Origin of the sequence: Streptococcus sp. 2021WUSS126 (assembly GCF_044427255.1) — a bacterium.
In the GTDB taxonomy this organism is placed as follows: Bacteria; Bacillota; Bacilli; order Lactobacillales; family Streptococcaceae; genus Streptococcus; species Streptococcus hashimotonensis.
This window is the reverse complement of sequence record NZ_JAOTGI010000011.1, coordinates 1-26,459: the sequence shown is the minus strand read 5'-3', so window position 1 is coordinate 26,459 and position 26,459 is coordinate 1. Positions and strand designations below refer to the sequence as shown.

The following is a 26,459-nucleotide window of genomic DNA, read 5'->3' as shown; positions in this document are numbered from 1 at the left end:
GAAAATTATCACGTAATTACTACAATATTTTCAAAAAAATCTATTTACTTGGAAGCGTTTTCTTGATAAACTAGTATCGTAAATGTTAGAGAAAGAATAAATGATAAAGATTTGTCTTACTTTATGTATTTTTTGACCAAACAAAGCAGAAACAAATCTGAACGTTTTCTGAAAACGAGAAAAAGTAAGCGTTTTCTATAACAAAACAGAAAAAATGTGAAAAAATTAACAATTTCTCTTTACAAATAAAATAAAAAATAGTAGAATAACATTGTGAAAAAGTTAACAAATGGTTAGCGAGTATATTTGGAGGAATACAATGGCTGATAAAAAAGTAGTATCACCAGAAGAAAAGTTGGTAGAAGCGCGCAAGCACGTCGATGAGCTTGTTCAAAAAGGTTTGGTTGCTCTTGATGAGTTCCGTAAACTCGGTCAAGAAGAAGTAGACTATATTGTAGCGAAAGCTTCGGTTGCAGCCCTTGATAAACACGGTGAATTGGCAATGCACGCCTTTGAAGAAACCAAGCGTGGTGTATTCGAAGACAAGGCTACTAAGAACTTGTTTGCCTGTGAGCACGTTGTCAATAACATGCGCCACACGAAAACTGTTGGTGTTATCGAAGAAGATGAAGTGACAGGTTTGACTTTGATTGCTGAGCCGGTTGGTGTTGTTTGTGGTATCACACCAACAACAAACCCAACTTCTACAGCAATCTTTAAATCATTGATTGCCTTGAAGACACGTAATCCAATTGTCTTTGCCTTCCACCCATCTGCACAAGAATCTTCTGCTCATGCAGCTCGTGTTGTCTATGAAGCAGCTGTGGCAGCTGGTGCCCCTGAAAACTGTATCCAGTGGGTAACAAAACCATCTATGGAAGCAACGTCTGAGTTGATGAAACATGATGGTATTGCAACAATCCTTGCAACTGGTGGTAACGCAATGGTGCGTGCAGCTTACTCTTGTGGTAAACCTGCCCTTGGTGTAGGTGCTGGTAACGTTCCAGCCTATGTTGAAAAATCAGCAAACATCCGTCAGGCAGCACATGACATCGTGATGTCTAAGTCATTTGACAACGGTATGGTCTGTGCGTCAGAACAAGCAGTTATCATTGATAAAGAAGTTTACGATGAGTTTGTAGCAGAATTCAAATCTTACAAAACTTACTTCGTTAATAAGAAAGAAAAAGCTCTTCTTGAAGAATACTGCTTCGGTGTGAAAGCTAACAGCAAAAACTGTGCAGAAGGCAAATTGAATGCGGACATCGTTGGTCGCCCAGCTGCATGGATTGCTGAGCAGGCTGGCTTCTCAGTACCAGAAGGAACAAACATCTTGGCAGCTGAGGTTGCTGAAATCGGTGAAAAAGAGCCATTGACTCGTGAGAAATTGTCACCTGTTATTGCCGTCTTGAAAGTTGATGGTCGTGCAGAAGGTCTTGAAGCAGCTCGCCAAATGGTTGAATTCCACGGTCTCGGTCACTCTGCGGCTATTCATACGGAAGACGCAGAATTGGCGAAAGAGTTTGGTACAATCGTACGTGCTATCCGTGTTATTTGGAACTCTCCATCTACTTTCGGTGGTATCGGTGATGTTTACAACGCATTCTTGCCATCATTGACACTTGGTTGTGGTTCTTACGGACGCAACTCAATCAGTGACAACGTAAGTGCTATGAACTTGCTCAATATCAAGAAAGTAGGAAGACGTAGAAATAATATGCAATGGTTTAAAGTTCCTTCTAAAACATACTTCGAACGTGATTCTATCCAATATCTCCAAAAATGTCGTGACGTTGAACGTGTCATGATCGTTACAGACCGTGCCATGGTAGAACTTGGATTCCTAGATCGTATCATCGAACAATTGGACCTTCGTCGTAATAAAGTTGTTTACCAAATCTTCTCAGACGTTGAGCCAGATCCAGATATCACAACAGTTTATAAAGGTACAGAATTGATGCGTACCTTCAAACCAGATACAATCATCGCACTCGGTGGTGGTTCACCAATGGATGCTGCCAAAGTTATGTGGCTCTTCTACGAACAACCAACAGTTGATTTCCATGACCTAGTTCAAAAATTCATGGACATCCGTAAACGTGCCTTCAAGTTCCCAGAACTTGGTAAAAAATCTAAGTTTATCGCGATTCCAACTACATCAGGTACAGGTTCAGAAGTAACACCGTTTGCCGTAATCTCTGATAAAGCAAACAACCGTAAATACCCAATCGCTGACTACTCATTGACACCAACTGTGGCAATCGTTGACCCAGCACTCGTATTGACAGTACCTGCACACGTTACAGCAGATACTGGTATGGACGTATTGACTCACGCTACAGAAGCATACGTTTCAACAGTAGCAAACGACTTTACAGATGGTTTAGCACTTCAAGCTATCAAGCTAGTATTTGAAAACCTTGAAAGCTCAGTGAAGAATGCTGACTTTGTATCACGTGAGAAAATGCACAACGCATCAACTATGGCAGGTATGGCCTTCGCCAACGCATTCCTAGGTATTTCTCACTCAATGGCTCATAAGATTGGTGGACGTTTCCATACTGTTCACGGTCGTACAAACGCTATCTTGCTTCCATACGTTATCCGCTACAACGGTACTCGTCCAGCTAAGACAGCTACATGGCCTAAGTACAACTACTATAAAGCAGATGAAAAATACCAAGACATCGCTCGTCTTCTAGGCTTGCCATGTTCAACACCAGAAGAAGCTGTTGCTGCATACGCACAAGCAGTTTACGACCTCGGTGAACGCATCGGTATCCAAATGAACTTGAAAGCACAAGGTATCGACGAGAAAGAACTCAAAGAACACTCTCGCGAATTGGCTCTTCTTGCCTACGAAGACCAATGTACACCAGCTAACCCACGTCTAGCAATGGTTGACCACATGCAAGAAATCATCGAAGACGCCTACTACGGTTACAAAGAACGTCCAGGTCGTTTGAAATAATCCTATTCCGTCGTCTTTTGTCGTTAGATTTCCTTGGTGAACTTCAGTTCTACCTTCGTCAATCTGCCTAGAAAGACTTAGGACTAGAATTATTTCGGTCGTTCGCCTTGTCTCGTTTAGAAAATCATTCCTTGATGGTTTAGCTTCGCCTTCGCCGCCTATACTCTCTTAGGAAAAACTGATTTCAAAATGCATATGCAAGTGTTTGTTAACAAATCATTTCTTAATAATCCTTGTATAAACAATTGGACTAGCCTCCAAAACTTTCTCAACACCAGCTTACGTGAGTAGGTTGGTGTTTTTGTGCATGAATAGTTGATTAATAAATGTTGATAAGGTAAAGGTCATTGCGAAATCTGACTTTACTAGTCTATATTGGTAATTTATGCGTTTGAAGTTGTGTTGTATGTTGGGGGAGAAAATATCCATAGGGACAGGGTTCTCTAGCAATTGAAAAAATGGTATACTAATACTAGTTTTTAGTAAATTGAGGTAATGATGATGTCAGAGCAAGCACAAAGACAGGAACTTCACCGGAAAATATGGGCGATTGCAGATAAGGTACGAGGAGCAGTAGATGGTTGGGATTTCAAACAGTACGTCTTGGGAATTCTGTTCTACCGTTCTATCAGTGAGAATTTTAAAAATTACATCGAGGGTGGAGATCCAGATGTAGATTATGCTAATTTTCCAGAGGGGCAGATTACAGATGTCATCAAGGATGATGCAGTCAAAACCAAGGGATATTTTATCTATCCGTCGCAGTTATTTTCAAATGTGGTGAAACAGGCTAGAGGTAACGAAAATCTCAACACGGAGTTGAGGAAGATTTTTGATGCCATTGAGGATAGTGCGGTTGGCTATGACAGTGAGCATGATATCAAGGGCCTCTTTGATGATGTTGACACGCGGAGTAACCGTCTGGGCAATTCCGTTGCGGAAAGAAATCAGCGTTTGGTGGATATTTTAGAAGAGATTGCCAATCTTGATTTTGGGGATTTCGAGGACAACAAAATTGACCTATTTGGTGATGCTTATGAGTTCTTGATTTCAAACTATGCCTCGAATGCTGGTAAGTCAGGCGGGGAATTTTTCACCCCTCAAAGCGTGTCCAAGTTACTGGCTAAGATTGTCATGCTGGGGAAAGATGAGAAGAATAAGATTAACAAAATCTACGACCCTGCGTGTGGTTCAGGCTCTCTCTTGCTTCAGGCCAAGAAGCAGTTTACCAAGCACATTATTGAAGATGGGTTTTATGGGCAGGAAATCAATATGACTACCTATAACCTGGCTCGGATGAATATGTTTCTTCACAACATTAACTATGATAAATTTAGCATTGAGCGTGGCAATACCCTGCTGGACCCCAAACACGGTAACGATAAGCCTTTTGATGCCATCGTGTCCAACCCACCGTATTCTATCAAGTGGATTGGTAGCGATGATCCAACTTTAATCAATGATGATCGTTTTGCACCAGCTGGGATTTTGGCTCCAAAGTCCAAGGCTGACTTTGCCTTCATCATGCACAGTCTTTCCTATCTTTCGTCAAAAGGCAGAGCAGCCATCGTGACCTTCCCTGGTATTTTTTATCGCGGAGGTGCGGAGCAAAAAATCCGGAAGTATTTGGTAGACGGAAACTTTGTGGAGGCTGTTATTCAGCTACCAGACAATCTCTTTTTTGGAACCTCTATTGCCACCTGTATTCTTGTTTTGGCTAAAAATAAGAATACGACAGATACACTTTTTATCGATGCCAGTCGGGAATTTAAAAAAGAAACCAATAATAACATCTTAACCGAAGACAATATACAGACTATTTTAGATGGATTTGACAAGGGAGAAGATAAGGAATACTTTGTTTCAGTTGCATCACATGAGAAGATTGTCGAAAATGATTACAACCTGTCTGTTTCAACCTATGTAGAAAAGGAAGATACGCGAGAGAAGATTGACATCGTTCAGTTGAACAAAGATATCGCTGAAACTGTGAAAAATATTGACCGTCTGCGTGCTGAAATTGATAAGATTGTGGAGGAGTTGAGTCATGACCAATGATATCATCATCTACACAACAGATGACGGCAATGCATCAATCGAACTTCATCTGGACAATGGAACAGTCTGGCTGACCCAGTTGGAGTTAGCGGAACTTTTTCAGACTTCCAAGCAGAATATCAGCAAGCATATTAAGGCTATTTTTGAGGACGGAGAACTTGATGAAAAAGTGGTTGTCAACTACCAGTTGACAACCACTCAACACGGGGCAATGGCAGGCAAAACCCAGAGCCGAAAAACTGCTTACTACAATCTGGATATGATACTGGCTATTGGCTACCGAGTACGGTCACCTCGTGGGGTACAATTTCGGAACTACGCTTCAACGGTTTTAAAAGAGTACTTGATCAAAGGCTTTGCTATGGACGACGACCGTTTGAAAAATTTGGGCGGCGGGTCTTATTTCAAGGAACTCCTTGACCGTATTCGAGATATTCGTTCAAGCGAAAAAGTGTTTTATCGTCAGATTTTAGACTTGTTTGCGACCTCAAGTGACTATAATGCAAGAAGTAGTGAAGCCCAGCAATTTTTTGCAACGGTGCAGAATAAGTTGCATTACGCCATTCATCACCATACCGCAAGTGAACTGATTTACACTAGAGTAGATAGTGAGAAGGAATTTATGGGCTTAACAACCTTCAAGGGTGAGTTGCCAACTTTGTCGGAGGCTACAGTTGCCAAAAATTATCTGACCGAGCAAGAGTTGCAAGGTCTCAATCAGTTGGTATCGGGGTATTTAGATTTTGCCGAGAGGCAGGCCCAACGTCAGATTGTCATGACCATGGCAGACTGGATTCAGCACGTAGATCGGATATTACAGGCAACGGGTGAGGACCTCCTGACCCATGCAGGAACCATATCCCGCGAGCAGATGACGGAAAAAGTCAGTCAAGAGTACCGAAAATATAAAGCCAAGACCCTCAGTCAAGTCGAAAAAGATTACCTAGCCCACATCAAACACCTAGAAAAACAGCTCAAGAGGGAGAGAAAAAATGACCAAAATAGAAGAAATGATAGCTGAACTCTGCCCTAATGGGGTGGAGTGGAAAGAGTTGGGGGAAGTGTGTGTTGTTAATAAGGGAAAACAATTAAATAAGACTTTCTTAGTTGATGACGGTCAGTATCCTGCTTATAATGGGGGAAAGACCTATTCTGGTAGAACGGATAGCTATAATGTAACGGAGAACACAATAATTATAAGCCAGGGAGGAGCTTCGGCAGGATTTGTTAACTTTGTGACAACGAATTTTTGGGCAAATGCACATTGCTATTATTTATTGCCAGATATTACACGAGTTAATAATAGATATTTGTACCACTTTTTAAAAATGAAACAATCTTATTTAATGGATTTCCAACATGGTGCAGGTATTCCAGCTTTAAAAAGTGATAAAATCACAAAAATGCCTCTTCCGTTACCTCCCCTAAAAATTCAAGAAAAAATTGTGAAAATACTTGACAAATTCACGGAATATGTTACAGAATTAACCGCAGAATTGGCCGACCGCCAAAAGCAATACTCTTTTTATCGTGATAAACTCCTCTCTTTTGAAGATGAGGTTTATCAAGTTGAGTGGAAGACTTTGGGGGAGGTGGGGCTTCCAACAGAAAATATTTCTTGGAAAAGTCATGGAGAACAATGTTTTTCTTATATTGATCTCTCATCTGTTGATAGGGATAGTAAAAAGATTACGGAAACAACAGAAATTACTAAGTATACTGCACCGAGTCGAGCTCAAAAAATTGTTAAAGAAAATGATATTATTTTTGGGACCACACGACCAACATTGAGGAGATATGCTAAAATCCCTCTCGAATTTGATAATCAAATTTGTAGCACGGGTTTTTATGTATTTAGAGCCTCTGATGAGGTTCTGCCCAATTATATATATCATATTTTGGGCTCTAATGCTTTTAATAACTTTGTTGAAGAAAATCAAAGTGGAGCTAGTTATCCAGCGATTTCAAATAGTTTAGTAGAACAATATAAACTACCAGTGCCAAGTAAGAAAGCTCAATCTCGCATCGTCGAGGTCCTTGACAACTTTGATGCAGTTTGTAACGATCTCAATATCGGACTGCCCAAGGAGATTGAGCTACGCCAAAAACAGTATGAATATTTTAGAGAAAAACTCTTGACATTCACCGCCGAAGGCGTGTATCCTGGACAGTGGACAGTGGACAGTGAGCGGGGAGCGTCCGACCTAATTCGCCTCTTGCAGTGGGTCTTTGGAACTATACGGGTAGAGTTGGGGGCAATCTGCACCTTTACTCGTGGAAATGGCCTTCAGAAGAAAGATTTTACAGAAGAGGGTTACCCCGTTATTCATTACGGTCAGATTTACACTCGCTATGGCTTTTCGACGGATAAGACAATTTCTTTCACCGACCAAAGTGTCTTTGCTAAATTAAAGAAAGCTCAGCCAAGGGATATTGTCATGGCGACAACTTCCGAAAATGTTGAAGATGTTGGCAAGGCAGTTGTTTGGGAAGGGAATGAAGAAGTAGGGATTTCGGGAGATGCTTATATAGCGAAAACTACTCAACACTCAAGATTTTTGAATTACTTCTTTAAGTCCATTCACTTTCAAGGACAAAAAGAGAAAAAAGTCACAGGAACAAAAGTTATTCGTATCAATGCTAAAGATATGGAGAAATTCATTATCAACTTACCCTCTCTCTCAACTCAAAAACGTATCGTTGCTATTCTCGACAAATTCGATGAGTTAACAACTTCGATTTCTCAAGGTTTGCCAAAGGAAATTGAACTGCGTCAGAAGCAATATGAGTATTGGTCGAATAAATTATTTAATTTGATTTCCTAATTACATTTTGTTATAATTATAGATGCCTATAAGAAAGTGCTTATAGTAAAAGAGATTTTATCACGATTTGTGGTATACTATTCTTGTTGAGATACATTCACGCTCGTTCTCAGATTTCATCTGCCGGTGAACAATATGGAAACAAGAATGTTGCAACTGTTTCTCTGAACGTTCAGAGGTTGCAACCTCTTCCAACAAATATCTCGTGGTTCATACATCAAGCATCCACTGCCATAGGAGGAATAATTATGTCACAATACATCTTTGACATTAATATTCAACTAACGTTAACCATAGATTTGAATTTTTTACTCGGTGCTTAAGAAAAGAAGTGTGCAATATGATGTCAGTAACTTAGGAACACCGACCTAAAGACTCATATTGCTCCTTTTGTTTTATAACTATATGCCTAAAACCCGTACATATAATACTAAACAATATAAACATATTGATAGGAAAATCTCTTTTGATAAAGTAAAAAACTATGTCCTGAACCCCTTATGTGTAGCAAGACATAGTTTTTTGCCGTTTATTCATTATGATCTTGTAATAAAAAAATATATAAAACAACTTGCGGATGGAGAAACTAAAGGTATTGTAAAGGAAAAGAAACGTTCTATTTATTATGCTGGACATTTGGATAGTTATATTTATCGTTACTATAGCGATATGTTGAATGAAAAATATGATATCTGGTCGGGAGAAAACAATATCGACGATTTATCCGTCGCTTATAGGATAAATAAGCCATCACAATCAAATATACATTTTGCGGCAAAGGCGATATCAAAAATCGTTGAGTGTGAAGCTAGTCTCATAGTTATTGGGGATTTTGAAAGTTACTTCGATACATTAAATCATTTTTTGCTGAAAAAACGTCTAGCGAGGGTGCTAAAAGTGGATTGCCTTTCTGAAGATTGGTACAATGTTTTTAAGTCAATTACAAAATTTGGTTACTTATCTAAGGAGATATTAGAGCGAGAGACGACTGGGGAGAAGGGAGCCTATTTCCATAATCTTCAAGAGTTTAGAAATTATAGAAAAGTTCATAAAATTCAGTATAATAAAAAATTATTTGGTATCCCTCAAGGTAGTCCCATTAGTGGAGTTTTGGCTAATGTTTATGCAGTTGACTTTGATATAGAGATGAATAGCATAGCAATTCAATACAATGGTTTTTATCAAAGATACTCTGATGATTTTATATTGGTTTTACCATTGAAAATAGATGATAAATCTACAATTAATGATTTTAAAGACACTATTCTAAAAAGAATAGAAATGTTATCTAGTCTCAATGAAATTAGTATCCAGAAAGAAAAGCTAAAGTGTAGACTGTTTCGTCAAAGGGAAGTACAAGATGTTATCCAGTTCAAGGCTAGTCAAATAGATTATTTAGGTTTTACATTTAATGGAATTGATGTCAAAATCAGAGAGAAAAGTATTGGCAAATTTTATCGTGATGCAAAAAAGCTCATACAAAAATCCTATGTGATAAAGCGAAGAAAGTCCCTTAAAAAGCTACCCAATAGACATAAAATATATTCTCTTTATACTGATTTTGGAAAATCAGAACGATATAGAAGTAACTTTATTGATTATGCAAAAAGAGCCCAGAGGGTGTTTGATAAAATATCTCCTAATACTAATAATCTGATGATGGAACAACTTAAGAACAGGAAAAAAATCATTGAAAAAGCCTTAAAATATAAAATACATTCTAAGATATAGTACAAAATATAGAAGTTCTATAGAGATTAGAAATGAACATAGAAGGAGAAAATATGTCCGAATTCATTCAAACAGACCCGATTATCGAATCCAACAATTTCATCGTTTTGGACAAGTATGTGAAGTCAGTACAGCCCAATCATTATCAGACAGAAGCTGATTTGGAGAAGGAGCTGATTGCGGATTTGCAGCAGCAAGGTTATGAGTATCTGAACTACCTGACCACTCCTGAAGCATTGCTAGGGAATCTTCGGACGCAGATGGAAATGCTCAATCGTGTTAGCTTCACGGATGCGGAGTGGCAACGGTTTTTGGATGAGTATTTGAATAAACCAAGCGAGAGTTTGATTGATCGGACGCGTAAGCTTCATGATGATCACGTCTATGACTTTATTTTTGATGACGGGCATATTCAAAATATCTACCTGTGGGATAAGAAAAATATCAGTCGAAATAAATTGCAGGTCATTAACCAGATGAAGCAGACGGGTACGAGTGCCAATCGGTATGATGTGACCCTTTTGGTCAATGGGTTGCCCTTGGTTCAGATTGAGTTGAAAAAACGTGGAGTTGCCATTCGGGAGGCTTTTAACCAGGTTCATCGCTACAGCAAGGAAAGTTTTAACGAAGAAAATTCCCTCTTCAAGTACCTGCAACTCTTTATTATTTCAAATGGGACAGACACCCGCTACTTTGCCAATACGACCAAGCGGAATAAGAATTCCTTTGATTTCACTATGAATTGGGCCTTGAAGAATAATAATCCGATCAAGGATTTGAAGGATTTCACGGCAACTTTCTTAAGCAAGCAGACCTTGTTAAATGTCTTGATTAACTATTCCGTTTTTGATACCAGTGATACCCTGCTAATCATGCGTCCTTATCAGATTGCGGCGACTGAGAGGATTATCTGGAAAATTCGCTCTGCTATTGCTTCAAAAATCAAGAGTGGACCGGAAACAGGTGGCTATATCTGGCATACGACTGGATCTGGAAAGACCTTGACTAGTTTTAAAGCAGCCCGCTTGGCGACAGAGATGGCCGAAGTGGACAAGGTCTTTTTCGTGGTGGACCGCAAGGACTTGGACTATCAGACCATGAAGGAGTACCAGCGGTTCTCTCCAGATTCGGTCAATGGCTCCAACAGTACTGCAGGGCTCAAGCGAAATATTGAAAAAGATGACAATAAAATTGTGGTGACCACCATTCAAAAGCTCAATCATTTCATGACAAAAGAGCAGGAGCACGAAATCTATGACAAGCAAGTGGTTTTCATCTTTGATGAGTGTCACCGCTCGCAGTTTGGAGAGGCCCAAAAACGCCTGAAGCAAAAATTCAAGAAATATTGTCAATTTGGCTTTACAGGGACACCGATTAAGGTGGAGAATGCTTTAGGTGCAGAAACCACTCAATCTGTCTTTGGAAAAGAACTCCATTCTTACGTTATTACTGATGCCATACGGGATCAGAAGGTCTTGAAATTCATGGTGGATTACAATGATGTCCGTCCACAATTCAAGGCCTATGAAACAGAGCAGGATTTGGAAAAGTTGAGTGCTGCTGAGACCAAGAAAGCTCTTTTACACCCAACTCGCATCTCAGAAATTTCCAGCTATATCTTGGAGCATTTCAATCAAAAAACACATCGCCAGTCAGGAAAAGGCTTTAATGCTATGTTTGCCGTTTCTAGTGTTGAAGCTGCCAAAGCCTATTACCAGGAATTGCAGGAGCAGCAAGCAGGACGAGAAAAACCACTAAAAATCGCGACGATTTTCTCTTTTGCAGCTAATGAGACCCAGGCTGCGATTGGAGAAATTGATGATGAGAATTTTACTCCGACTGACTTACCAGACCTCAGCAGTAAGGAATTTTTGAGTCGTTGCGTGCATGATTACAATCAGCTGTTTCAAACCAATTACACAATCAATGGCAATGATTTCCAGAATTATTACCGTGACTTAGCCAAGCGAGTGAAGACGGGTGAGGTCGATTTATTGATTGTAGTGGGAATGTTCTTGACAGGTTTTGATGCCCCTACTTTGAATACCTTATTTGTAGATAAAAATCTCCGCTATCATGGTCTTATCCAAGCTTTTTCACGAACCAATCGGATTTATGATGCGACCAAGTCTTTTGGCAATATCGTAACATTTCGAGATTTGGAGAAGGCGACGACAGATGCTATCAAGCTCTTTGGAAAAACGGAAACAGCAGAGGTCTTGTTGGAACGCTCCTATAAAGATTACTTGGAGGGTTATGTCGATGCTGGTGAACAAGAAGCAGGCTATTTGGCTGTTGCTCAGGAGCTCCTGGAGCGTTTTCCAGATCCAAGAGAGATTGTCAAAGAAAGTGATAAGAAAGCCTTTGTAGATTTGTTTGGGAAGTTTTTGAAGTTGGATAATATTCTCCAAAACTACGATGACTTTGTGCGTTTGCAGGCTGTTCAGATGGTTGATTTTGAAAATCCTGAGGAAGTAGCTGCTTTTCAAGCTAAATACCAGATGGAGATTGAAACGATGGAAGAGCTGGCTCAGCTTCCTATACCGACAGTTCGGGAAATTCAGGACTATCGTTCCGCCTACAATGACATCAGAGATTGGTATGCCCGAGAACGCCAAAACCAACAAGACAGTAAATCAACAGTAGACTGGGATTCGGTGGTCTTTGAGATTGAGTTGTTGAAATCACAAGAGATCAATCTGGATTATATCTTAGAATTGATTTTTGAAACCAATAAAACAGTATCGGACAAGGATGCTTTGGTAGAAGAAATCATACGGACAATTCGTGCCAGTCTTGGTAATCGAGCCAAGGAAGACTTGATTGTGAAGTTTATTCGTCGAAGTGATTTGGATAGTTTTGTGGATAAGACGGACATTATCGAAAAATTTTTCCTCTTTGCTCGGAAGGAACAGAAAAAAGAAGTTGCCGAGCTTATTCAGCAAGAAGGCTTGAATGAAGAGAGTGCCAAGCGGTATATTCAACTTTCTTTGAGGAGGGAATATGCCAGCGAGAATGGGAATGCTCTCAATGAAACCTTGCCAAAGATGAGTCCCCTCAATCCTCAGTATCATACGAAGAAGCAGACAGTTTTCCAAAAAATTAGTGCCTTGGTTGAAAAATTTAAGGGGATTGGTGGCAGTATCGACTAAGAAAACCGGACATCTGTTCGGTTTTCTTGGCTTATCTTTCACAATTTTCTGTCAATTTGTGGTAGAATAGAAAAAATAGATTTTTTATGAGGGATACCATGACACTAGTTTATCAATCAACACGTGATGCTAAAAATACTGTATCGGCAAGTCAGGCGATTTTGCAGGGCTTGGCGACCGACGGTGGTTTGTTTACACCGATTTCGATTCCAACAGTTGACTTGGATTTTTCTGTTCTTAAAGATGCTTCTTATCAAGAAGTTGCTAAGCTCATTTTGTCGGCTTTCTTGGATGATTTTACAGCAGATGAACTGGACTACTGTATCAACAACGCCTACGACAGCAAGTTTGACACGCCAGTTATTGCCCCAGTTGTTAAACTCAACGGTCAGTACAACTTGGAGCTCTTCCGAGGCTCAACCATTGCCTTCAAGGATATGGCTCTGTCCATCCTCCCTTACTTGATGACGACGGCGGCTAAAAAGCACGGTTTGGAAAATGAGATTGTCATCTTGACCGCGACTTCAGGTGACACAGGAAAGGCAGCCATGGCTGGTTTTGCAGACGTTCCTGGCACGCAAATCATCGTCTTCTACCCACGCGACGGGGTGTCTAAGGTCCAAGAATTGCAGATGACCACGCAGACAGGGGCTAATACCCACGTGGTGGCCATTGACGGAAACTTTGACGATGCCCAAACCAACGTCAAGCATATGTTCAATGATGAGGCTCTTCGTGCCAAATTGGCGGCTAAGAAACTTCAGTTTTCATCTGCCAACTCCATGAACATCGGCCGCTTGGTGCCACAGATTGTTTACTATGTCTATGCCTACGCTCAGCTGGTTAAGACTGGTGAGATTGCGGCGGGAGACAAGGTCAACTTCACCGTTCCTACAGGCAACTTCGGCAACATCTTGGCGGCCTACTATGCTAAGCAGATCGGTCTGCCAGTTGGCAAGCTCATCTGTGCGTCCAACGACAACAATGTCTTGACTGACTTCTTCTCGACGGGCGTTTACGACAAGAACCGTACCTTCCGCGTGACCACTAGTCCGTCCATGGACATCTTGGTGTCCTCGAACTTGGAGCGGTTGATTTTCCATCTCTTTGGGAATGACGCTGCAAAAACAGCTGAGCTGATGGAAGCTTTGAACACAACTGGTCAGTATGACATTCAAGGAGCTGACGCGGATATCTTATCTCTCTTTGCTGCTGCCTTTGCGACAGAAGAAGAAACCGCTGCGGAAATCAAGCGTGTCTATGAGGAGTCCGACTACATTGAAGATCCACATACGGCTGTTGCCTCAGCTGTCTATAAACAGTATGTGGAGCAAACAGGTGACCAAACTCCGACTGTGATTGCTTCCACAGCAAGTCCGTACAAGTTCCCAGTGGTTGCGGTTGAAGCTGTGACAGGCCAGTCAGACTTGACTGACTTCGAAGCCCTTGCCAAATTGCATGAGATTTCAGGTGTAGCCCTACCACCAGCTGTGGACGGCTTGGAAACTGCACCAGTCCGCCACAATACCGTTGTTGCAGCTGCAGATATGCAAGCTGAAGTAGAGCGCTATCTGGGTGTCTAATATCAATTTATTTTATGACAAACTGCTTATTTTGAGCAGTTTGTTTTCTTTTTGTAATTTAAATTAAAATTTACAGATAATTCAAAGAATGATATCCTGTATAGGAATACTTGTAGATGAGGTGGCGTATGGCACAAGAACAGGGGAAAATCTCCAGAGAAAAGAAAAAAGCCCTCTTGAAGCGGCTCAAAGAACGCATCAAGCCCAAGATGAAGCTGGTCTATTTGGCAGCCTTTCTATCCTGGGTGCAGTTTTTGATGCGGATTATTTCCTTCTATCTGATTGCTAAGGGCTTTGTGACCTACTATGAGGGTGGGCAGGTTGATTTAGTACAGTTTGTCCTCATCTTGCTGGGGCTCAATGCCTTTGGTTATGGTGTGGCCCTGATTGCCAAGCGTTTGCAGGGTCTGGGCTCCCAGTTTGCTCGGGATTCGCTCAAGCAGTCCTGCTTTGAGGCCCTCTTGGCCAAGGACGGTCAGTTTGAATCAAAAGCGACGGCGGCAGATGTCTTTAACATCGCTTCCCAGGGGATTGACAGCCTGGATACCTACTATTCCTACTACATGGCTTCTTCCTTGCGGACCCAGTTCAACTGTGCGACCGTTCTCTTGCTGGTCTTTCTGATTTTCCCGCTAGGTGTAGTCATTTTCATCCTGGCCCTGCCTCTGATTCCTATTTCCATTATCGCGATGCAGAAGCGGTCCAAGCGGATCATGAATCGCTACTGGGGCTCCTACATGGATGTGGGTAATCTTTTCTTGGACGACCTCAAGGGGCTCAACACCCTCTATTCCTATCAGGCGGACGCAGATTATGAAAAGACCTTCAATGAGCAGGCGGAGGACTTCCGCGATGCGACCATGGAGTTGCTCAGCTTCCAGCTGCAAGCGGTGGGCTACATGGATGCGGTCATGTATCTGGGGATTGGTCTGTCTGGTTTTGTGGCGGTCAATAGCCTAGCGACAGGCAATCTTTCCCTCTTTATTATGCTCTTCTTTGTCCTCATTGCGACGGAGTTTTTTGCACCCATACGGGAGCAGGGCTACGGTATGCACTTGGTCATGATGAATACCAAGATGGCGGATCGCATTTTTGGTTTCTTGGACAGCATGACAGCGGAGCAGGAAATCGATGCTGCTCATCTGCCTGTTTTTGACAGTCTGAAACTGGAAAATCTGGCCTTTGCCTACGGAGAAAAGCCAGTTTTGAACGATGTTTCTATGACCATGACAGCTGGTAAGGTCTATGCCTTGGCCGGTGAGTCAGGTCAGGGGAAAACGACCTTGGCCCAGCTGCTCTTGCGACGCTTGCAGGCGGATAAGGGGGCGATTTACTTGGGTGAGCAGGAGATTTCAGGTGTCAGTCAGTTGTCGCTGAATGAGCAGGTCCTCTATGTGTCGGGCCAGTCAACCTTGCTCAACCAGTCAATCTATGAGAATTTACGTATGGCTTGTGCCTGGTCCAAGGAGGACATCTTGGCTTGGGCAGATCAGCATGGGGTCTTGCAGTTTGTCAAGAATCTGCCAGACAGTCTAGACACGATTGTGGGCGATGACGGTGCTTTTTTGTCGCCTGGTCAACGCCAGCAGGTCATCTGTGCCCGTGCGGTCTTGGCCAAACGCTCGCTCTATATCTTTGACGAGGTGACTTCCAGCGTCGATCAGGACAATGAAGGCTTGATTTACGACTTGATTAACTTGGTGGCCAAGGGTGCCATTGTCATTATGATTACCCATAAGATGAAGCAGGTGGAGCAGGCAGATGATATTCTCTTCTTGTCTGCGGAGGGGGCTGTGACAGGCAACCATACCAAGCTTTATCAGACTAGCTTGGCCTATCGTCAGCTGGTTGATCAACAAAGAGAATTGGAGGAAGCCGTTTATGGATAAGAAAGAAATGCCGACGCGGGTGCTGATTCCGAGACTCTTGGGCTCGATGAAACACCTCTTGCCACGGATTGCGGTGGCGGTCTGCTTTGCGGTCTTGGGACAGGTGGTGACCATTGCTATTCCAGTAACCCTGGTCTACCTGGCTTTTGATGCCCTTGCTGGCAATCCTGCTCCGCTATGGACTTTGGGAACCCTAGTCATTCTGGCTCTTCTACGCGGTGCCTTTCGCTATGGTGAGCACTACTTCGGTCACTATGTGGCCTTTCATACCCTGGCTGCCTACCGCCGTCTGATTTTTGCGAAATTGCGGGCCTTGGCTCCTGGGAAATTGGACCGGCAGGACAGTGGTAGCCTGCTCAAGATGATTGGGGAGGACATCGAGGCCTTGGAGGTTTTCTTTGCCCATACCATTGCCCCGATTTGTACAGGGATTTTGGTGGCTCTTGGCTTGACAGTCTATTTTGGTCTATCCAGCTGGGGCTTGGCCCTTATAGCCTTGGTGACCTATGCCCTTCTGGCTATTGCCATTCCAAATCGATTTGCCCAGCAGCTGCAACTCTTGCTCAAGGAGCAAAATGCCAGTCGCAAGGGCTATGTTTCCTACTTTATTGAAAGTCTTAAAAGCATGAAGGATCTCATGCAATTCCAGCAGACAGATGCTCGCTTTGCCAATCTGACACAGAAAAGTCAGGAGGTCAATGGTCAGGAACGAAAGGTTGCCCAGACCAACTTTATGCAGTATGCTGTTTCCTTTTTGGTGGTGGGCCTGTCTATTATGGGCTTTGCCTGGCTGACTTTCGACTTGGTTGGCAGTCAGAGCTTGGACTTGGCGACTGGTGTGGCCCTCCTGGTGTCCTTTACCAGCTCCTTTGCTCCCTTCTTGGAACTCAGCCGTCTGCCTCTTGGTTTCAAGCGGGCTATGAATGCTGGTCGGAACATCTATGCTCTTTTGGATGAAAAAGAAGCAGAGCGAACAGGCGACTTGGTAGAGGTCAGCGTGACGGATATTGCTATTGAGCAAGTGGACTTCGACTATGATGACCGAGAAACAGGGCTTTATCGCAACCTGTCTGTCCAGTTTGAACAGGGGGGCATCATCGGTCTGGTCGGTGAGTCTGGTGCAGGAAAATCCACCTTGATGAAACTAATCATGCGGTGGTATGACTGGCAGCAAGGTCAAATCAACCTGTCTGGCTTGGATAGTCGGAAGGTGGACAAGGCTCATTTGCAGGGATCCTTTGCCTATGTGCCTCAGGTGCCGCAAATCTTCCGCCAGACCATTCGGGAAAATCTTGTCTTGGGGCGGACGGATGTATCGGATGAAACCATTATGGAGTTGGCAGAAAAATGCCACATGAAAGAACGAATTTTGGCAGCACCGCAGGGTTTGGATACGATTGTAGAAGCCAGTGACTTTTCAGCAGGAGAAGGGCAACGCCTGGAGCTCATGCGGGCCCTGCTCAAAAATGCGGACTGCTATATCTTTGATGAGCCGACCAGTAACTTGGATTCGCTCAACGAAGCCCGTTTTATCCAGCTGGTCAAGGCACACTGTCAGGGCATGGTTTTCTTGATTTCCCATAGAAGCTCGACCATGGCTTGTGCGGATACCATTTTCCGCTTGGAAGATGGACAATTAGTAAAGGAAAAATAAATGAAGAAATTACAAGTAAAAGATCTGATGGTAACAGGGGCTTTTGCTGCCCTCTACTTTGTTTGTGTTGGTCTAGGAACCTTGTTGAGCTTGGTTTTTGATCGTTCGGGTAATATGATGTATGCACCTGCTGGAGCAGCCCTTTTGGCAGGACCTGTTTATATGTTATTGGTAGCCAAGGTTGGTAAATTTGGTTCAATTAGTCTGGTTGGAGCAGTAATGGCCTGTTTCTTTTTCTTATCAGGCTATATGACAGCGGCCTTTCTCCCAAGCTTGACCTTTGGTTTTTTGGCAGAAATGGTAGCGAAGTCAGGTCACTATAAACAAAAATGGACCAATCTTCTTAGCTATATCATTTTCTCTTTTGGAAACCTGGGACCGATTATTCTTATGTGGTTCATGCGTGATGCCTATGAGGCCAATCTTTTGGCCCGTGGAAAATCAGCAGAATACATCGCTCGTGTCATGCTTGATTTCACTCCAGGGAATGTACTCTGGTTGTCAACGACCATTATCTTAACAGCTCTTATCAGTGGTCTGTTTGGTCAATATATGCTTCAGCGCTATTTTAAACAATCAGGTTATCTTTCATGAAATTAGATGCTCGTACAAAAATTATTCTCGTCATCTTCACTAGTTTTACCTATGGGATGCGTCTTACAATACTAGAAAATGCAGTGCTGGTCTTAGGCCTTAGCCTGCTTTTCTGGTTTTCTGGAAAGCGGAAAATGGCTATAATGAGTCCGATAGCCTATTCTATTTTTTGTCTGTTATCCTATATTACATTTTTTCCAGCATGGCTGACGCATTTGTTGCTTGTATTGACCTATCCCTGGCCTCCGCTTTTGGCAGGACATCTATTGCTGATGACGACAAGTGGTTACGAACTCATTCATGGCTTGCGGAAATGGCACTTGCCAGAGGTATTTCTTTTGACGTTGGGAGTAATGTTTCGTTTCCTACCTGCCATTAAACAGGATGCTCGTACGATTTGTGCCTCTTTGAAGGTTAGAGGAATTTTTTTTCGGAAGAGAGATGTGGTTTGTAAGCCACTCCAGTACATGGAGTTTTTCTTGGTTCCCTTGATGATATCTCTCTTGCGAACAGCTCAGGAATTGACAGTAGCCAGTCTGACAAAAGGTTTGGCTGTATCTACAAAATCACCTGCATATATTCGGTCGTCTTGGACCGTGCTAGATTGGAGTCTTTGCTTATGTTGTCTCGTTTTTCTGATTCTCGTCCGGCTGTGACGGTAAAAAATGTAGCATTAACTTATTCAGGGGCAGATAAACCAGCCTTGCAGATAGAGGATTTGACTATCCCAGAAGGCCAGTGTGTTGTTTTATGTGGGCAGAGTGGCTCTGGAAAGTCTAGTTTTCTCAAGGTACTGAATGGTTTGACGCCAGAATATTATCCTGCTCAGCTTTCGGGACAAATTTTCTTAGGGGACTTGGATTTACAAAAATCTAGTCTGGAAGAAACATCTCGGTACATTGCTTCAGTCTTTCAGCATCCGTCTACTCAATTTTTCCATAGTCAGGTCTTGCAGGAATTGGTTTTCCCTTGTGAAAATCAGGGTTTGTCAAGAGAAGAAATCGAGAATCGCCTGGCTTGGGTTATGGAATTATTTGGTTTGGCTTCTCTTAGCCAGCGAACGATTTCCAGTCTATCAGGTGGTCAGCAACAACGTCTAGCCTTGGCCGTTGCAGCCATGCAAGGGACAGATGTCTTGGTTTTAGATGAGCCGACTGCCAACCTAGATCAGGAAGGGATTGCGATTGTACAGGACATCTTGAAAACTTTAAAAAGCCAAGGAAAGACCATCATTATTGCCGAGCATAGACTGTCTTATCTCAGTCAGTTGGCAGATCGCTATTTATATTTTCAAGATGGGCAAGTGGTGACGGATTATCTAGCAGATGAGTTTTTAAGTCGGACAGAAGAATGTCGTCAGGATATGGGACTGCGTTGTTATGACTCGGAGCCTTATGGGCGGGCAATAGCGGAGCTGGCGGACCAGTTTGTTAATGATAAAGAGGGTTTACTTGTTGAAAATTTATCGGTAAGTCAGAAAGAGAATACTCTCTACGAGATTGAAAAACTCTGTTTGGCACCAGGACAGGTAGTGGGTTTGATTGGATCGAATGGTTCTGGAAAAACAAGCCTTGCTCGTTATCTGGTCGGTTTAGCGGAAGATAAGAAGAGTAGGATTTCTTGGTAAGGTCAAACCTTGTCTGGTCGCCAGAGATTGGAAAAAACAGCCTTTGTTATGCAGGATGTTCGACTTCAACTATTTGCGGAAAGTGTTAAGAGAGAACTTACTCTTGGAAGGAAAAATAGAGCTGTCGATGAACATTTGGTAGCTCGTTTTGGTCTATCGGATTTGTTGGAGAGGCATCCGGTCAGTTTATCGGGTGGTGAACAACAGCGCGTGATGATAGTGGCCAGCTTACTGGCAGATAAGGAAATTTTCATTTTTGATGAACCGACGAGCGGCTTGGATTTGAGACGAATGCAACAAGTTGCTTCCGCTTTAGTAGACTTAAAAATGAAGAATAAGTTGGTTTTGTTAATTTCTCACGATGAAGAGCTATTGAATCTTGTTTGTGATAAAATAGTAGATATTAAACAGTTGAAATAGTGATTATGAACAAACAAATCTATAAAGAAATTTTAACCATTGCCTTTCCAGCCATGGGGGAAAACCTTCTCCAGATGTTAATGGGGGTAGTAGACTCTTATCTAGTAGCCAGTATTGGCATCGTAGCTTTGTCTGGAGTTTCCCTTGCTAATAATATTTTAGCCGTCTATCAGGCGGTTTTTATTGCCCTAGCAGCAGCGGTGTCTTCTCGTTTGGCTCAGACTTTGGGTGAAGAGGACTCAGAAGGCATTGGAGGAACTGCTAGTGAAAGTGTCAAGTTTACAGTTTTTATCGGTCTTCTTTTAGAGATTTTTTCAGTTCTGGCAGGTCCAATAGTACTTACTAGCTTGGGGGCAGAGTCAGAAGTGGTACGGGCTGGAGGTCTTTATTTGATATTGGTTGGTGGGGGAGCACTTTTTTTTGGACTTATGACAAGTTTGAGTGCAATCTTACGAACCTTGGGGGAACCACGTTTTCCTATGTATATCAGCCTGCTTTCTAACATTTTAAATGCACTATTTTCAGCATTTGCAGTCTTTGTGCTTCATGCAGGTGTAGCAGGGGTTGCGATTGGAACGGTATTATCGCGATTGATTGGTTGTAGCCTGCTTTGGTCTCGCTTACCAATTTCTTTAAAACCATGGACCTGGTCCTTTGATAAAGAACTGCTTAGACTTGCCCTGCCAGCAACTGGTGAACGGTTGATGATGCGGGTGGGAGATGTGGTAGTCGTAGCTTTGATTACCAGCTTAGGAACAGCGACGGTAGCTGGAAATGCGATTGGAGAAACCCTGACGCAGTTTAATTATATGCCGGCTTTAGGGATTGCTACCGCGACAATCATCCTTACAGCGAAACACAGACAGGATAAGGCTATGGTCCGACATATTTTTCGAACAAGCTTTAGTCTTTCTTTGCTGTTTATGTTTTTGGTAGCTGGTGTGACTTATTTTGCGGGTCCTTTCCTAATCGATCTTTATACTAAGGATATTCAAGCAGCACAAGCTAGTCAAACAGTATTATTTTATGCCATGTTGGGAGTTCCCTTTACAGCTGGTACTCTTATTTTGACAGCTCTGTGGCAAGGTTTAGGAAATGCTAGATTACCCTTTTATGCCACAACTATCGGTATGTGGCTAGTGCGGATTGGCATAGCTTATTTACTTGTAACATTTTTTAAAATCGGTTTGTCAGCCATTTGGATTGCAACGATTTTAGATAATGCCTTCCGAGCAGGGGTGCTATTTTTTCAGTATAGGTATTCAAAACAAGAATCAATTTAAGATAAGGCTAAGAAAACTTTCAGTTTCTTTTAAGTTAGTAGCTACATACTATATTCAAGCTAGAAATAGCGAATTTCTTTTTCATATAATCTCCTAGAGAACAGTCGGCTGCGGTCGGCTGTTTTCGTGTTTGGGTAGGCTTTGAAAGTTTTTCTTTTCACCTAAAGGTGTCCCTATCTCTAAGTCGCACGCGACAAAGAGCTAGGTATCATATAATCTCCTAGAGAACAGTCGGCCGCGGTCGGCTGTTTTCGTGTGTTCTATTCTTATGTAAAAATGGTATAATAGTAGTGATTGTATAAGGAGAAAAGTATGTCGGTAGTAGGAAAAGCAAATGGGAAAATCATTTTGATGGGAGAGCATGCGGTGGTCTATGGCCAGCCTGCAATTGCTATGCCTTTTTCTGCTGTTGAAATTATTGCTCAGGTAACTGCTCAAGGGGAAGCGCTGACTGTTGCTTGTGACTTCTATAAAGGCTTAGTTCACAAGATGCCAAAAATCTGGGAAAGCCTCAAGCATGCCATCCGTTTCTCGCTCTATCGTATCGGGGCACCGACAGACCCAGCGATTCATATCGAGATTAGTTCCACCATTCCTGCTGAGCGAGGTATGGGTTCCAGTGCAGCCGTGGCAGTTGCAGTGGCACGCGCCCTCTTTGCCTACTATGAAAAAGAACTGACTGACAGCGAACTCTGGGACATCGTCCAATCTTCGGAAAAAATTGCTCACGGGAATCCATCAGGCATAGATGCGGCGACCACCAGCGGCAAGTCCCCCGTCTTCTTTATCAAGCACCAGCCCATCGAACCCTTGGAGCTGAAACTCCGTGCCCACTTGGTAGTGGCTGATACAGGCGTGACGGGAAACACCTTAGAAGCCATTTCAGACGTGGCGGATTTGCTGGAGAAAAAGCCAGAGGCTATCAAGCTAGTAGAAGAACTGGGCAACTTGACCCGACAGGCCAAGGAAGATTTAGCCACAGACCAGGCAGAGCTTCTAGGAAGCAGAATGAACCAAGCTCATACCCTCCTGCAAAAATTAGGCGTGTCTGATCCTAGCCTGGATAAGCTAGTCAGCCTTGCCCAAGAAAATGGAGCCCTCGGAGCCAAATTAACTGGTGGCGGCCGAGGTGGCTGCATGATTACCCTGGCCAGAACAGTCCAGGAAGCCCAAAATCTTGCACACATCCTTGACCAAGCAGGTGCCCGCCAAACCTGGATACAGTACTTAGGAGAAACCAATGACTAAACAAACAGGCATAGCTCGTGCCCATACCAATATTGCCTTGATTAAATACTGGGGAAAACGAGATAAGGAATTATTCCTACCCATGAATTCCAGTCTATCCCTGACCCTTGACGCATTTTATACTGATACCAAGGTCGTTTTTGACCCGGAATTAACTGCGGATGAGTTCTATCTCAACGGAATCTTACAAAAAGAAAAAGAAATTTTAAAAATTTCTCAATTTTTGGATTTGTTTTGCGAATATATAGGTGAAAGGGCATTTGCCCGAGTGGAAAGTCTAAATTTTGTTCCGACTGCGGCTGGTTTGGCCAGCTCAGCATCAGCCTTCGCAGCACTTGCACTTGCAACTGCAACTGCCTTGGATTTAGATTTGTCACCAGCCACCCTATCAACTCTTGCTCGCAGGGGTTCTGGCTCTAGCACCCGTAGCCTATTCGGCGGCTTTGTCGAGTGGGATATGGGAACGGGTTCGGAAGATTCTATGGCTCATCCCATTGACGATGCTGATTGGGATATTGCCATGGTCGTCTTAGCTGTCAATACTGGACCGAAAAAGATTGCTAGTCGAGAGGGAATGGACCACACGATTGCCACCTCCCCATTTTACGCAGCCTGGGTAGAAACAGCCAAACAAGACTTGGTGGACATCAAGGCAGCTATTGCCAGCCGTGATTTTGAAAAACTTGGTCAAATCACAGAGCACAATGGCATGAAAATGCATGCAACGACTCTTTCTGCCAATCCGCCATTTACCTACTGGTCAGCCGATAGCCTAGTGGCCCAAGAGGCAGTTCGTCAGGTTCGTGAGGAAAGTGGCTTATCAGCCTACATGACCATGGATGCAGGACCGAATGTCAAGGTCCTCTGCCGAGCAAGTCAAATGGATGAGCTAGTAGCTGAATTGACAAAAGTCTTCCCAAGAGAGAAAATCATTACCAGCAAGCCTGGTCCTGCTGCCTACGTCCTCAGTGAAGACGAGTGGAGGGCCTCACAAGCAACGTTTGAAAAGGGCTTGTAGCATGAAAGTACAAGTAAAGATACCTGGAAAACTCTTTCTAGCAGGGGAATACGCAGTTGTAGAGGCAGGCTATCCCGCAGTGATTGCGGCCCTTGACCAATACCTGACTGTCACCATTGAAAAAAGTGACCACGGCCTTCTTCATTCCAGCCAGCAAGCAGACCTCTATCTGACTTGGGAGCGTAAGGAAGGTGCCGTTTATATCCAAGGTGACCATCCCTATGCTCTGATTGAAACAGCCATGCAGGTGACAGAAGCCTATCTGACAGCCAAAGGTCAGTCCTGTCAAGCAACCTACAGCCTAGCGGTCCAGTCTGACCTGGATGACCAGACTTCAGGTGCTAAGTACGGCTTGGGGTCGTCAGGGGCAGTGACGGTTGCAACGGTCAAGGCCCTGCTGATCTACTACGGTCACCGACCAGATGCCCTCCTGACCTATAAGCTGGCAGCTTTGGCCCAGACCAAGCTAGGTATGACGGGTTCCTTCGGAGATTTGGCGACTTCCAGTTTTGGTGGCTTGATTGCCTATCATTCCCTGGACCGTTCTTGGCTTTTAGGGAAAATGGCAGAGCTGTCCCTGCTTAATCTGGTGGAAAGTGATTGGCAAGGTTTGTCCATCAGCCCTATCCAGCTACCAGAAGGCTTAGACCTCTTGGTTGGTTGGACAGGGTCGGCGGCTTCGACAGATCGATTGGTTTCCCAGATGGAAAGTCAAAAAAGTCAGGCAGAAAAAGAGCACGTTCATAGCCAGTTTCTAGCCGACTCCAAGACCTGTGTAGAGCAGCTGATAGTAGCTTGTCAGACAAATGACTCAGCGTCAGTAAGACAGGCCATTTCTCAGAACCGCAAGCTCTTACAAGACTTTGCGAGAGGAATGGGTTTGGTCATTGAAACGCCTCGACTGAGCCAACTCTGTGACCTGGCCCAGACTTATGGAGCGGTGGCCAAATCATCTGGTGCAGGCGGTGGTGACTGCGGCATTTGCTTGGTAGACAGTAAGGAACAAAAAGTAGCGATTGAGAAGGCTTGGCAACAAGCCGGCATTCTTCCACTCCAACTAAAGATCACAAGTAGAGAATAAGGAGAACCCTATGTTTTATCTAGGAGAATTTGGTTTAGACCGCAAGGATCAACACGTTGGCTTGGCCAACCAGCAATATAGTGCCACACCGGCCAAGGATTTTACGGAGACCTTGTTTGTCCATCATTCCCTGCCTCAAACCAAGGTGGATGAAGTGGATATTTCGACCAGTGTAGCTGGTTTGGACTTTGCCTTTCCTTTCTTCATCAATGCCATGACCGGTGGAAGCAAGAAGACGCGGGAAATCAATCGCCTCTTGGGAATTATGGGGCATTTTGGGAAGATTGCTCTGGCTTCAGGCTCGGTTAGTGCGGCGATCAAGGATCCGTCTGTTGCGGAAACCTTCTCCGTAATGCGTCGGGAAAATCCTTATGGCATTATTTTTGCCAATCTAGGTGCCCACCACAGTGTTGAGAATGCCAAGCGGGCGGTGGATTTGTTGGAGGCCAATGCCATCCAAATCCATGTCAATGCACCCCAGGAGATTGTTATGCCTGAGGGAGACCGTGATTTTACCATGTGGTTGAAGAATATTGAAACCTTGGTGCGGGAGATGGAAGTACCTGTCATCGTCAAGGAAGTTGGTTTTGGCATGAGCCGTGAAACAGTGGCCCAGCTGGCATCTGTCGGTGTCAAGACCATTGATGTGTCTGGTACTGGGGGGACGGATTTCGCCAAGATTGAAAATGCCCGTCGAACCTTCAATGATTATACCTACTTAGAGGGTTGGGGTCAGTCAACTGTGACATCCTTGGTAGAAGCCATGTCTGTTCCTGAAGAAGTTCGTCCAAGTTTGATTGCATCTGGTGGTATTAAGACACCACTAGATATTGTCAAATCATTGGCCCTCGGTGCAGACCTTGTTGGGATGTCCAATCATTTCCTTCAGTATGTCAAGGATGGTAAGGGGCATCGTTTTGATGACGGCCTGCAGGCTATTAAAACCTTCCAATGGCAGATGGCAGAAATCATGACCATGCTGGGTGCTAAGAATATTGAGGAACTCCGTCAGAAAGATTTGGTCTTGGCTCCAAATGTACAAAACTGGTGCGAAGCGCGTGGGATTGACTGGAAAGCCTATGCCCGTCGGTCACGAGGGTTGAAATAAACTGGATAGGCATGATCGTGATTGACTATAAGAAAGAACAGGGATTGCAATAGGAAGGAGTCTTCAATCAACAGAGACTCTGAAAATGTAAGTCATAACCACCCGTGAAAACGGGTGGCTTGTACACCGGCTATAAGCCGTTTCTCTCCAGCGACGTCTAAAGACGTTCGCTGAACTTCGTTCAGGTTAGTGCTATAATTACTTGACTAATGCCCGT

Annotated in this window: 16 protein-coding genes and 1 pseudogene; all 17 read left to right on the top strand. The window is 43.4% G+C overall.

Annotated elements, in window-relative coordinates; genetic code table 11:
* Positions 1-319 precede the first annotated feature (319 nt).
* Complete coding sequence (gene adhE / locus ODU39_RS05870; protein ID WP_015646397.1) at positions 320-2,971, top strand: bifunctional acetaldehyde-CoA/alcohol dehydrogenase; 2,652 nt, start codon at positions 320-322, stop codon at positions 2,969-2,971.
* Between the two features lie 501 nt (positions 2,972-3,472).
* Entirely contained in the window at positions 3,473-5,029 is a 1,557-nt protein-coding gene (locus ODU39_RS05865) for a type I restriction-modification system subunit M (protein ID WP_398580083.1), read from the top strand.
* On the top strand, positions 5,019-6,050 hold the full coding sequence (locus ODU39_RS05860) for a virulence RhuM family protein (RefSeq protein ID WP_398580084.1): 1,032 nt from the start codon (positions 5,019-5,021) through the stop codon (positions 6,048-6,050). Before ODU39_RS05865 ends, ODU39_RS05860 begins: the two co-directional genes overlap by 11 nt.
* Positions 6,022-7,854, top strand: a complete 1,833-nt coding sequence (locus tag ODU39_RS05855; protein ID WP_398580085.1) for a restriction endonuclease subunit S — start codon at positions 6,022-6,024, stop codon at positions 7,852-7,854. The genes ODU39_RS05860 and ODU39_RS05855 overlap by 29 nt, the downstream gene beginning before the upstream one ends.
* 405 nt (positions 7,855-8,259) lie before the next feature.
* A complete protein-coding gene (locus tag ODU39_RS05850; protein WP_136670757.1) occupies positions 8,260-9,585 on the top strand; it encodes a reverse transcriptase domain-containing protein in 1,326 nt (441 codons plus the stop codon).
* A 53-nt stretch (positions 9,586-9,638) separates the two neighbouring features.
* Entirely contained in the window at positions 9,639-12,737 is a 3,099-nt protein-coding gene (locus ODU39_RS05845) for a type I restriction endonuclease subunit R (protein ID WP_398580086.1), read from the top strand.
* Between the two features lie 98 nt (positions 12,738-12,835).
* A complete protein-coding gene (gene thrC, locus ODU39_RS05840) occupies positions 12,836-14,320 on the top strand; it encodes a threonine synthase (protein ID WP_398580087.1) in 1,485 nt (494 codons plus the stop codon).
* Between the two features lie 128 nt (positions 14,321-14,448).
* Complete coding sequence (locus ODU39_RS05835; protein ID WP_398580088.1) at positions 14,449-16,209, top strand: ABC transporter ATP-binding protein/permease; 1,761 nt, start codon at positions 14,449-14,451, stop codon at positions 16,207-16,209.
* Positions 16,202-17,863 (top strand): ABC transporter ATP-binding protein, encoded by a 1,662-nt coding sequence (locus ODU39_RS05830; RefSeq protein ID WP_398580089.1) that lies wholly within the window; start codon positions 16,202-16,204, stop codon positions 17,861-17,863. The genes ODU39_RS05835 and ODU39_RS05830 overlap by 8 nt, the downstream gene beginning before the upstream one ends.
* Entirely contained in the window at positions 17,864-18,457 is a 594-nt protein-coding gene (locus ODU39_RS05825; protein WP_105121566.1) for an MptD family putative ECF transporter S component, read from the top strand.
* Positions 18,454-19,113, top strand: coding sequence for an energy-coupling factor transporter transmembrane component T (locus ODU39_RS05820; protein WP_398580090.1), 660 nt, complete (start codon positions 18,454-18,456; stop codon positions 19,111-19,113). The genes ODU39_RS05825 and ODU39_RS05820 overlap by 4 nt, the downstream gene beginning before the upstream one ends.
* Positions 19,077-20,504: pseudogene (locus ODU39_RS05815) on the top strand (ABC transporter ATP-binding protein). Before ODU39_RS05820 ends, ODU39_RS05815 begins: the two are co-directional and overlap by 37 nt.
* A 5-nt stretch (positions 20,505-20,509) precedes the next feature.
* Positions 20,510-21,787, top strand: a complete 1,278-nt coding sequence (locus ODU39_RS05810) for an MATE family efflux transporter (protein WP_398580091.1) — start codon at positions 20,510-20,512, stop codon at positions 21,785-21,787.
* A gap of 312 nt (positions 21,788-22,099) precedes the next feature.
* Positions 22,100-23,035: a mevalonate kinase gene (gene mvk / locus ODU39_RS05805; protein WP_398580092.1), complete on the top strand. Its 936-nt coding sequence runs from the start codon at positions 22,100-22,102 to the stop codon at positions 23,033-23,035.
* On the top strand, positions 23,028-24,053 hold the full coding sequence (gene mvaD / locus ODU39_RS05800) for a diphosphomevalonate decarboxylase (RefSeq protein WP_398580093.1): 1,026 nt from the start codon (positions 23,028-23,030) through the stop codon (positions 24,051-24,053). Before mvk ends, mvaD begins: the two co-directional genes overlap by 8 nt.
* A 1-nt stretch (position 24,054) precedes the next feature.
* Positions 24,055-25,134, top strand: coding sequence for a phosphomevalonate kinase (locus ODU39_RS05795; protein WP_398580094.1), 1,080 nt, complete (start codon positions 24,055-24,057; stop codon positions 25,132-25,134).
* A gap of 10 nt (positions 25,135-25,144) precedes the next feature.
* Positions 25,145-26,242 (top strand): type 2 isopentenyl-diphosphate Delta-isomerase, encoded by a 1,098-nt coding sequence (gene fni / locus ODU39_RS05790; RefSeq protein ID WP_105257130.1) that lies wholly within the window; start codon positions 25,145-25,147, stop codon positions 26,240-26,242.
* Positions 26,243-26,459 lie beyond the last annotated feature (217 nt).

Excerpts from the sequence above, each read along its gene's own strand:
- adhE (WP_015646397.1), top strand. The coding sequence starts at position 320 with ATGGCTGATAAAAAAGTAGTATCACCAGAAGAAAAGTTGGTAGAAGCG.
- ODU39_RS05865 (WP_398580083.1), top strand. The coding sequence starts at position 3,473 with ATGTCAGAGCAAGCACAAAGACAGGAACTTCACCGGAAAATATGGGCG.
- ODU39_RS05860 (WP_398580084.1), top strand. The coding sequence starts at position 5,019 with ATGACCAATGATATCATCATCTACACAACAGATGACGGCAATGCATCA.
- ODU39_RS05855 (WP_398580085.1), top strand. The coding sequence starts at position 6,022 with ATGACCAAAATAGAAGAAATGATAGCTGAACTCTGCCCTAATGGGGTG.
- ODU39_RS05850 (WP_136670757.1), top strand. The coding sequence starts at position 8,260 with ATGCCTAAAACCCGTACATATAATACTAAACAATATAAACATATTGAT.
- ODU39_RS05845 (WP_398580086.1), top strand. The coding sequence starts at position 9,639 with ATGTCCGAATTCATTCAAACAGACCCGATTATCGAATCCAACAATTTC.
- thrC (WP_398580087.1), top strand. The coding sequence starts at position 12,836 with ATGACACTAGTTTATCAATCAACACGTGATGCTAAAAATACTGTATCG.
- ODU39_RS05835 (WP_398580088.1), top strand. The coding sequence starts at position 14,449 with ATGGCACAAGAACAGGGGAAAATCTCCAGAGAAAAGAAAAAAGCCCTC.
- ODU39_RS05830 (WP_398580089.1), top strand. The coding sequence starts at position 16,202 with ATGGATAAGAAAGAAATGCCGACGCGGGTGCTGATTCCGAGACTCTTG.
- ODU39_RS05825 (WP_105121566.1), top strand. The coding sequence starts at position 17,864 with ATGAAGAAATTACAAGTAAAAGATCTGATGGTAACAGGGGCTTTTGCT.
- ODU39_RS05820 (WP_398580090.1), top strand. The coding sequence starts at position 18,454 with ATGAAATTAGATGCTCGTACAAAAATTATTCTCGTCATCTTCACTAGT.
- ODU39_RS05810 (WP_398580091.1), top strand. The coding sequence starts at position 20,510 with ATGAACAAACAAATCTATAAAGAAATTTTAACCATTGCCTTTCCAGCC.
- mvk (WP_398580092.1), top strand. The coding sequence starts at position 22,100 with ATGTCGGTAGTAGGAAAAGCAAATGGGAAAATCATTTTGATGGGAGAG.
- mvaD (WP_398580093.1), top strand. The coding sequence starts at position 23,028 with ATGACTAAACAAACAGGCATAGCTCGTGCCCATACCAATATTGCCTTG.
- ODU39_RS05795 (WP_398580094.1), top strand. The coding sequence starts at position 24,055 with ATGAAAGTACAAGTAAAGATACCTGGAAAACTCTTTCTAGCAGGGGAA.
- fni (WP_105257130.1), top strand. The coding sequence starts at position 25,145 with ATGTTTTATCTAGGAGAATTTGGTTTAGACCGCAAGGATCAACACGTT.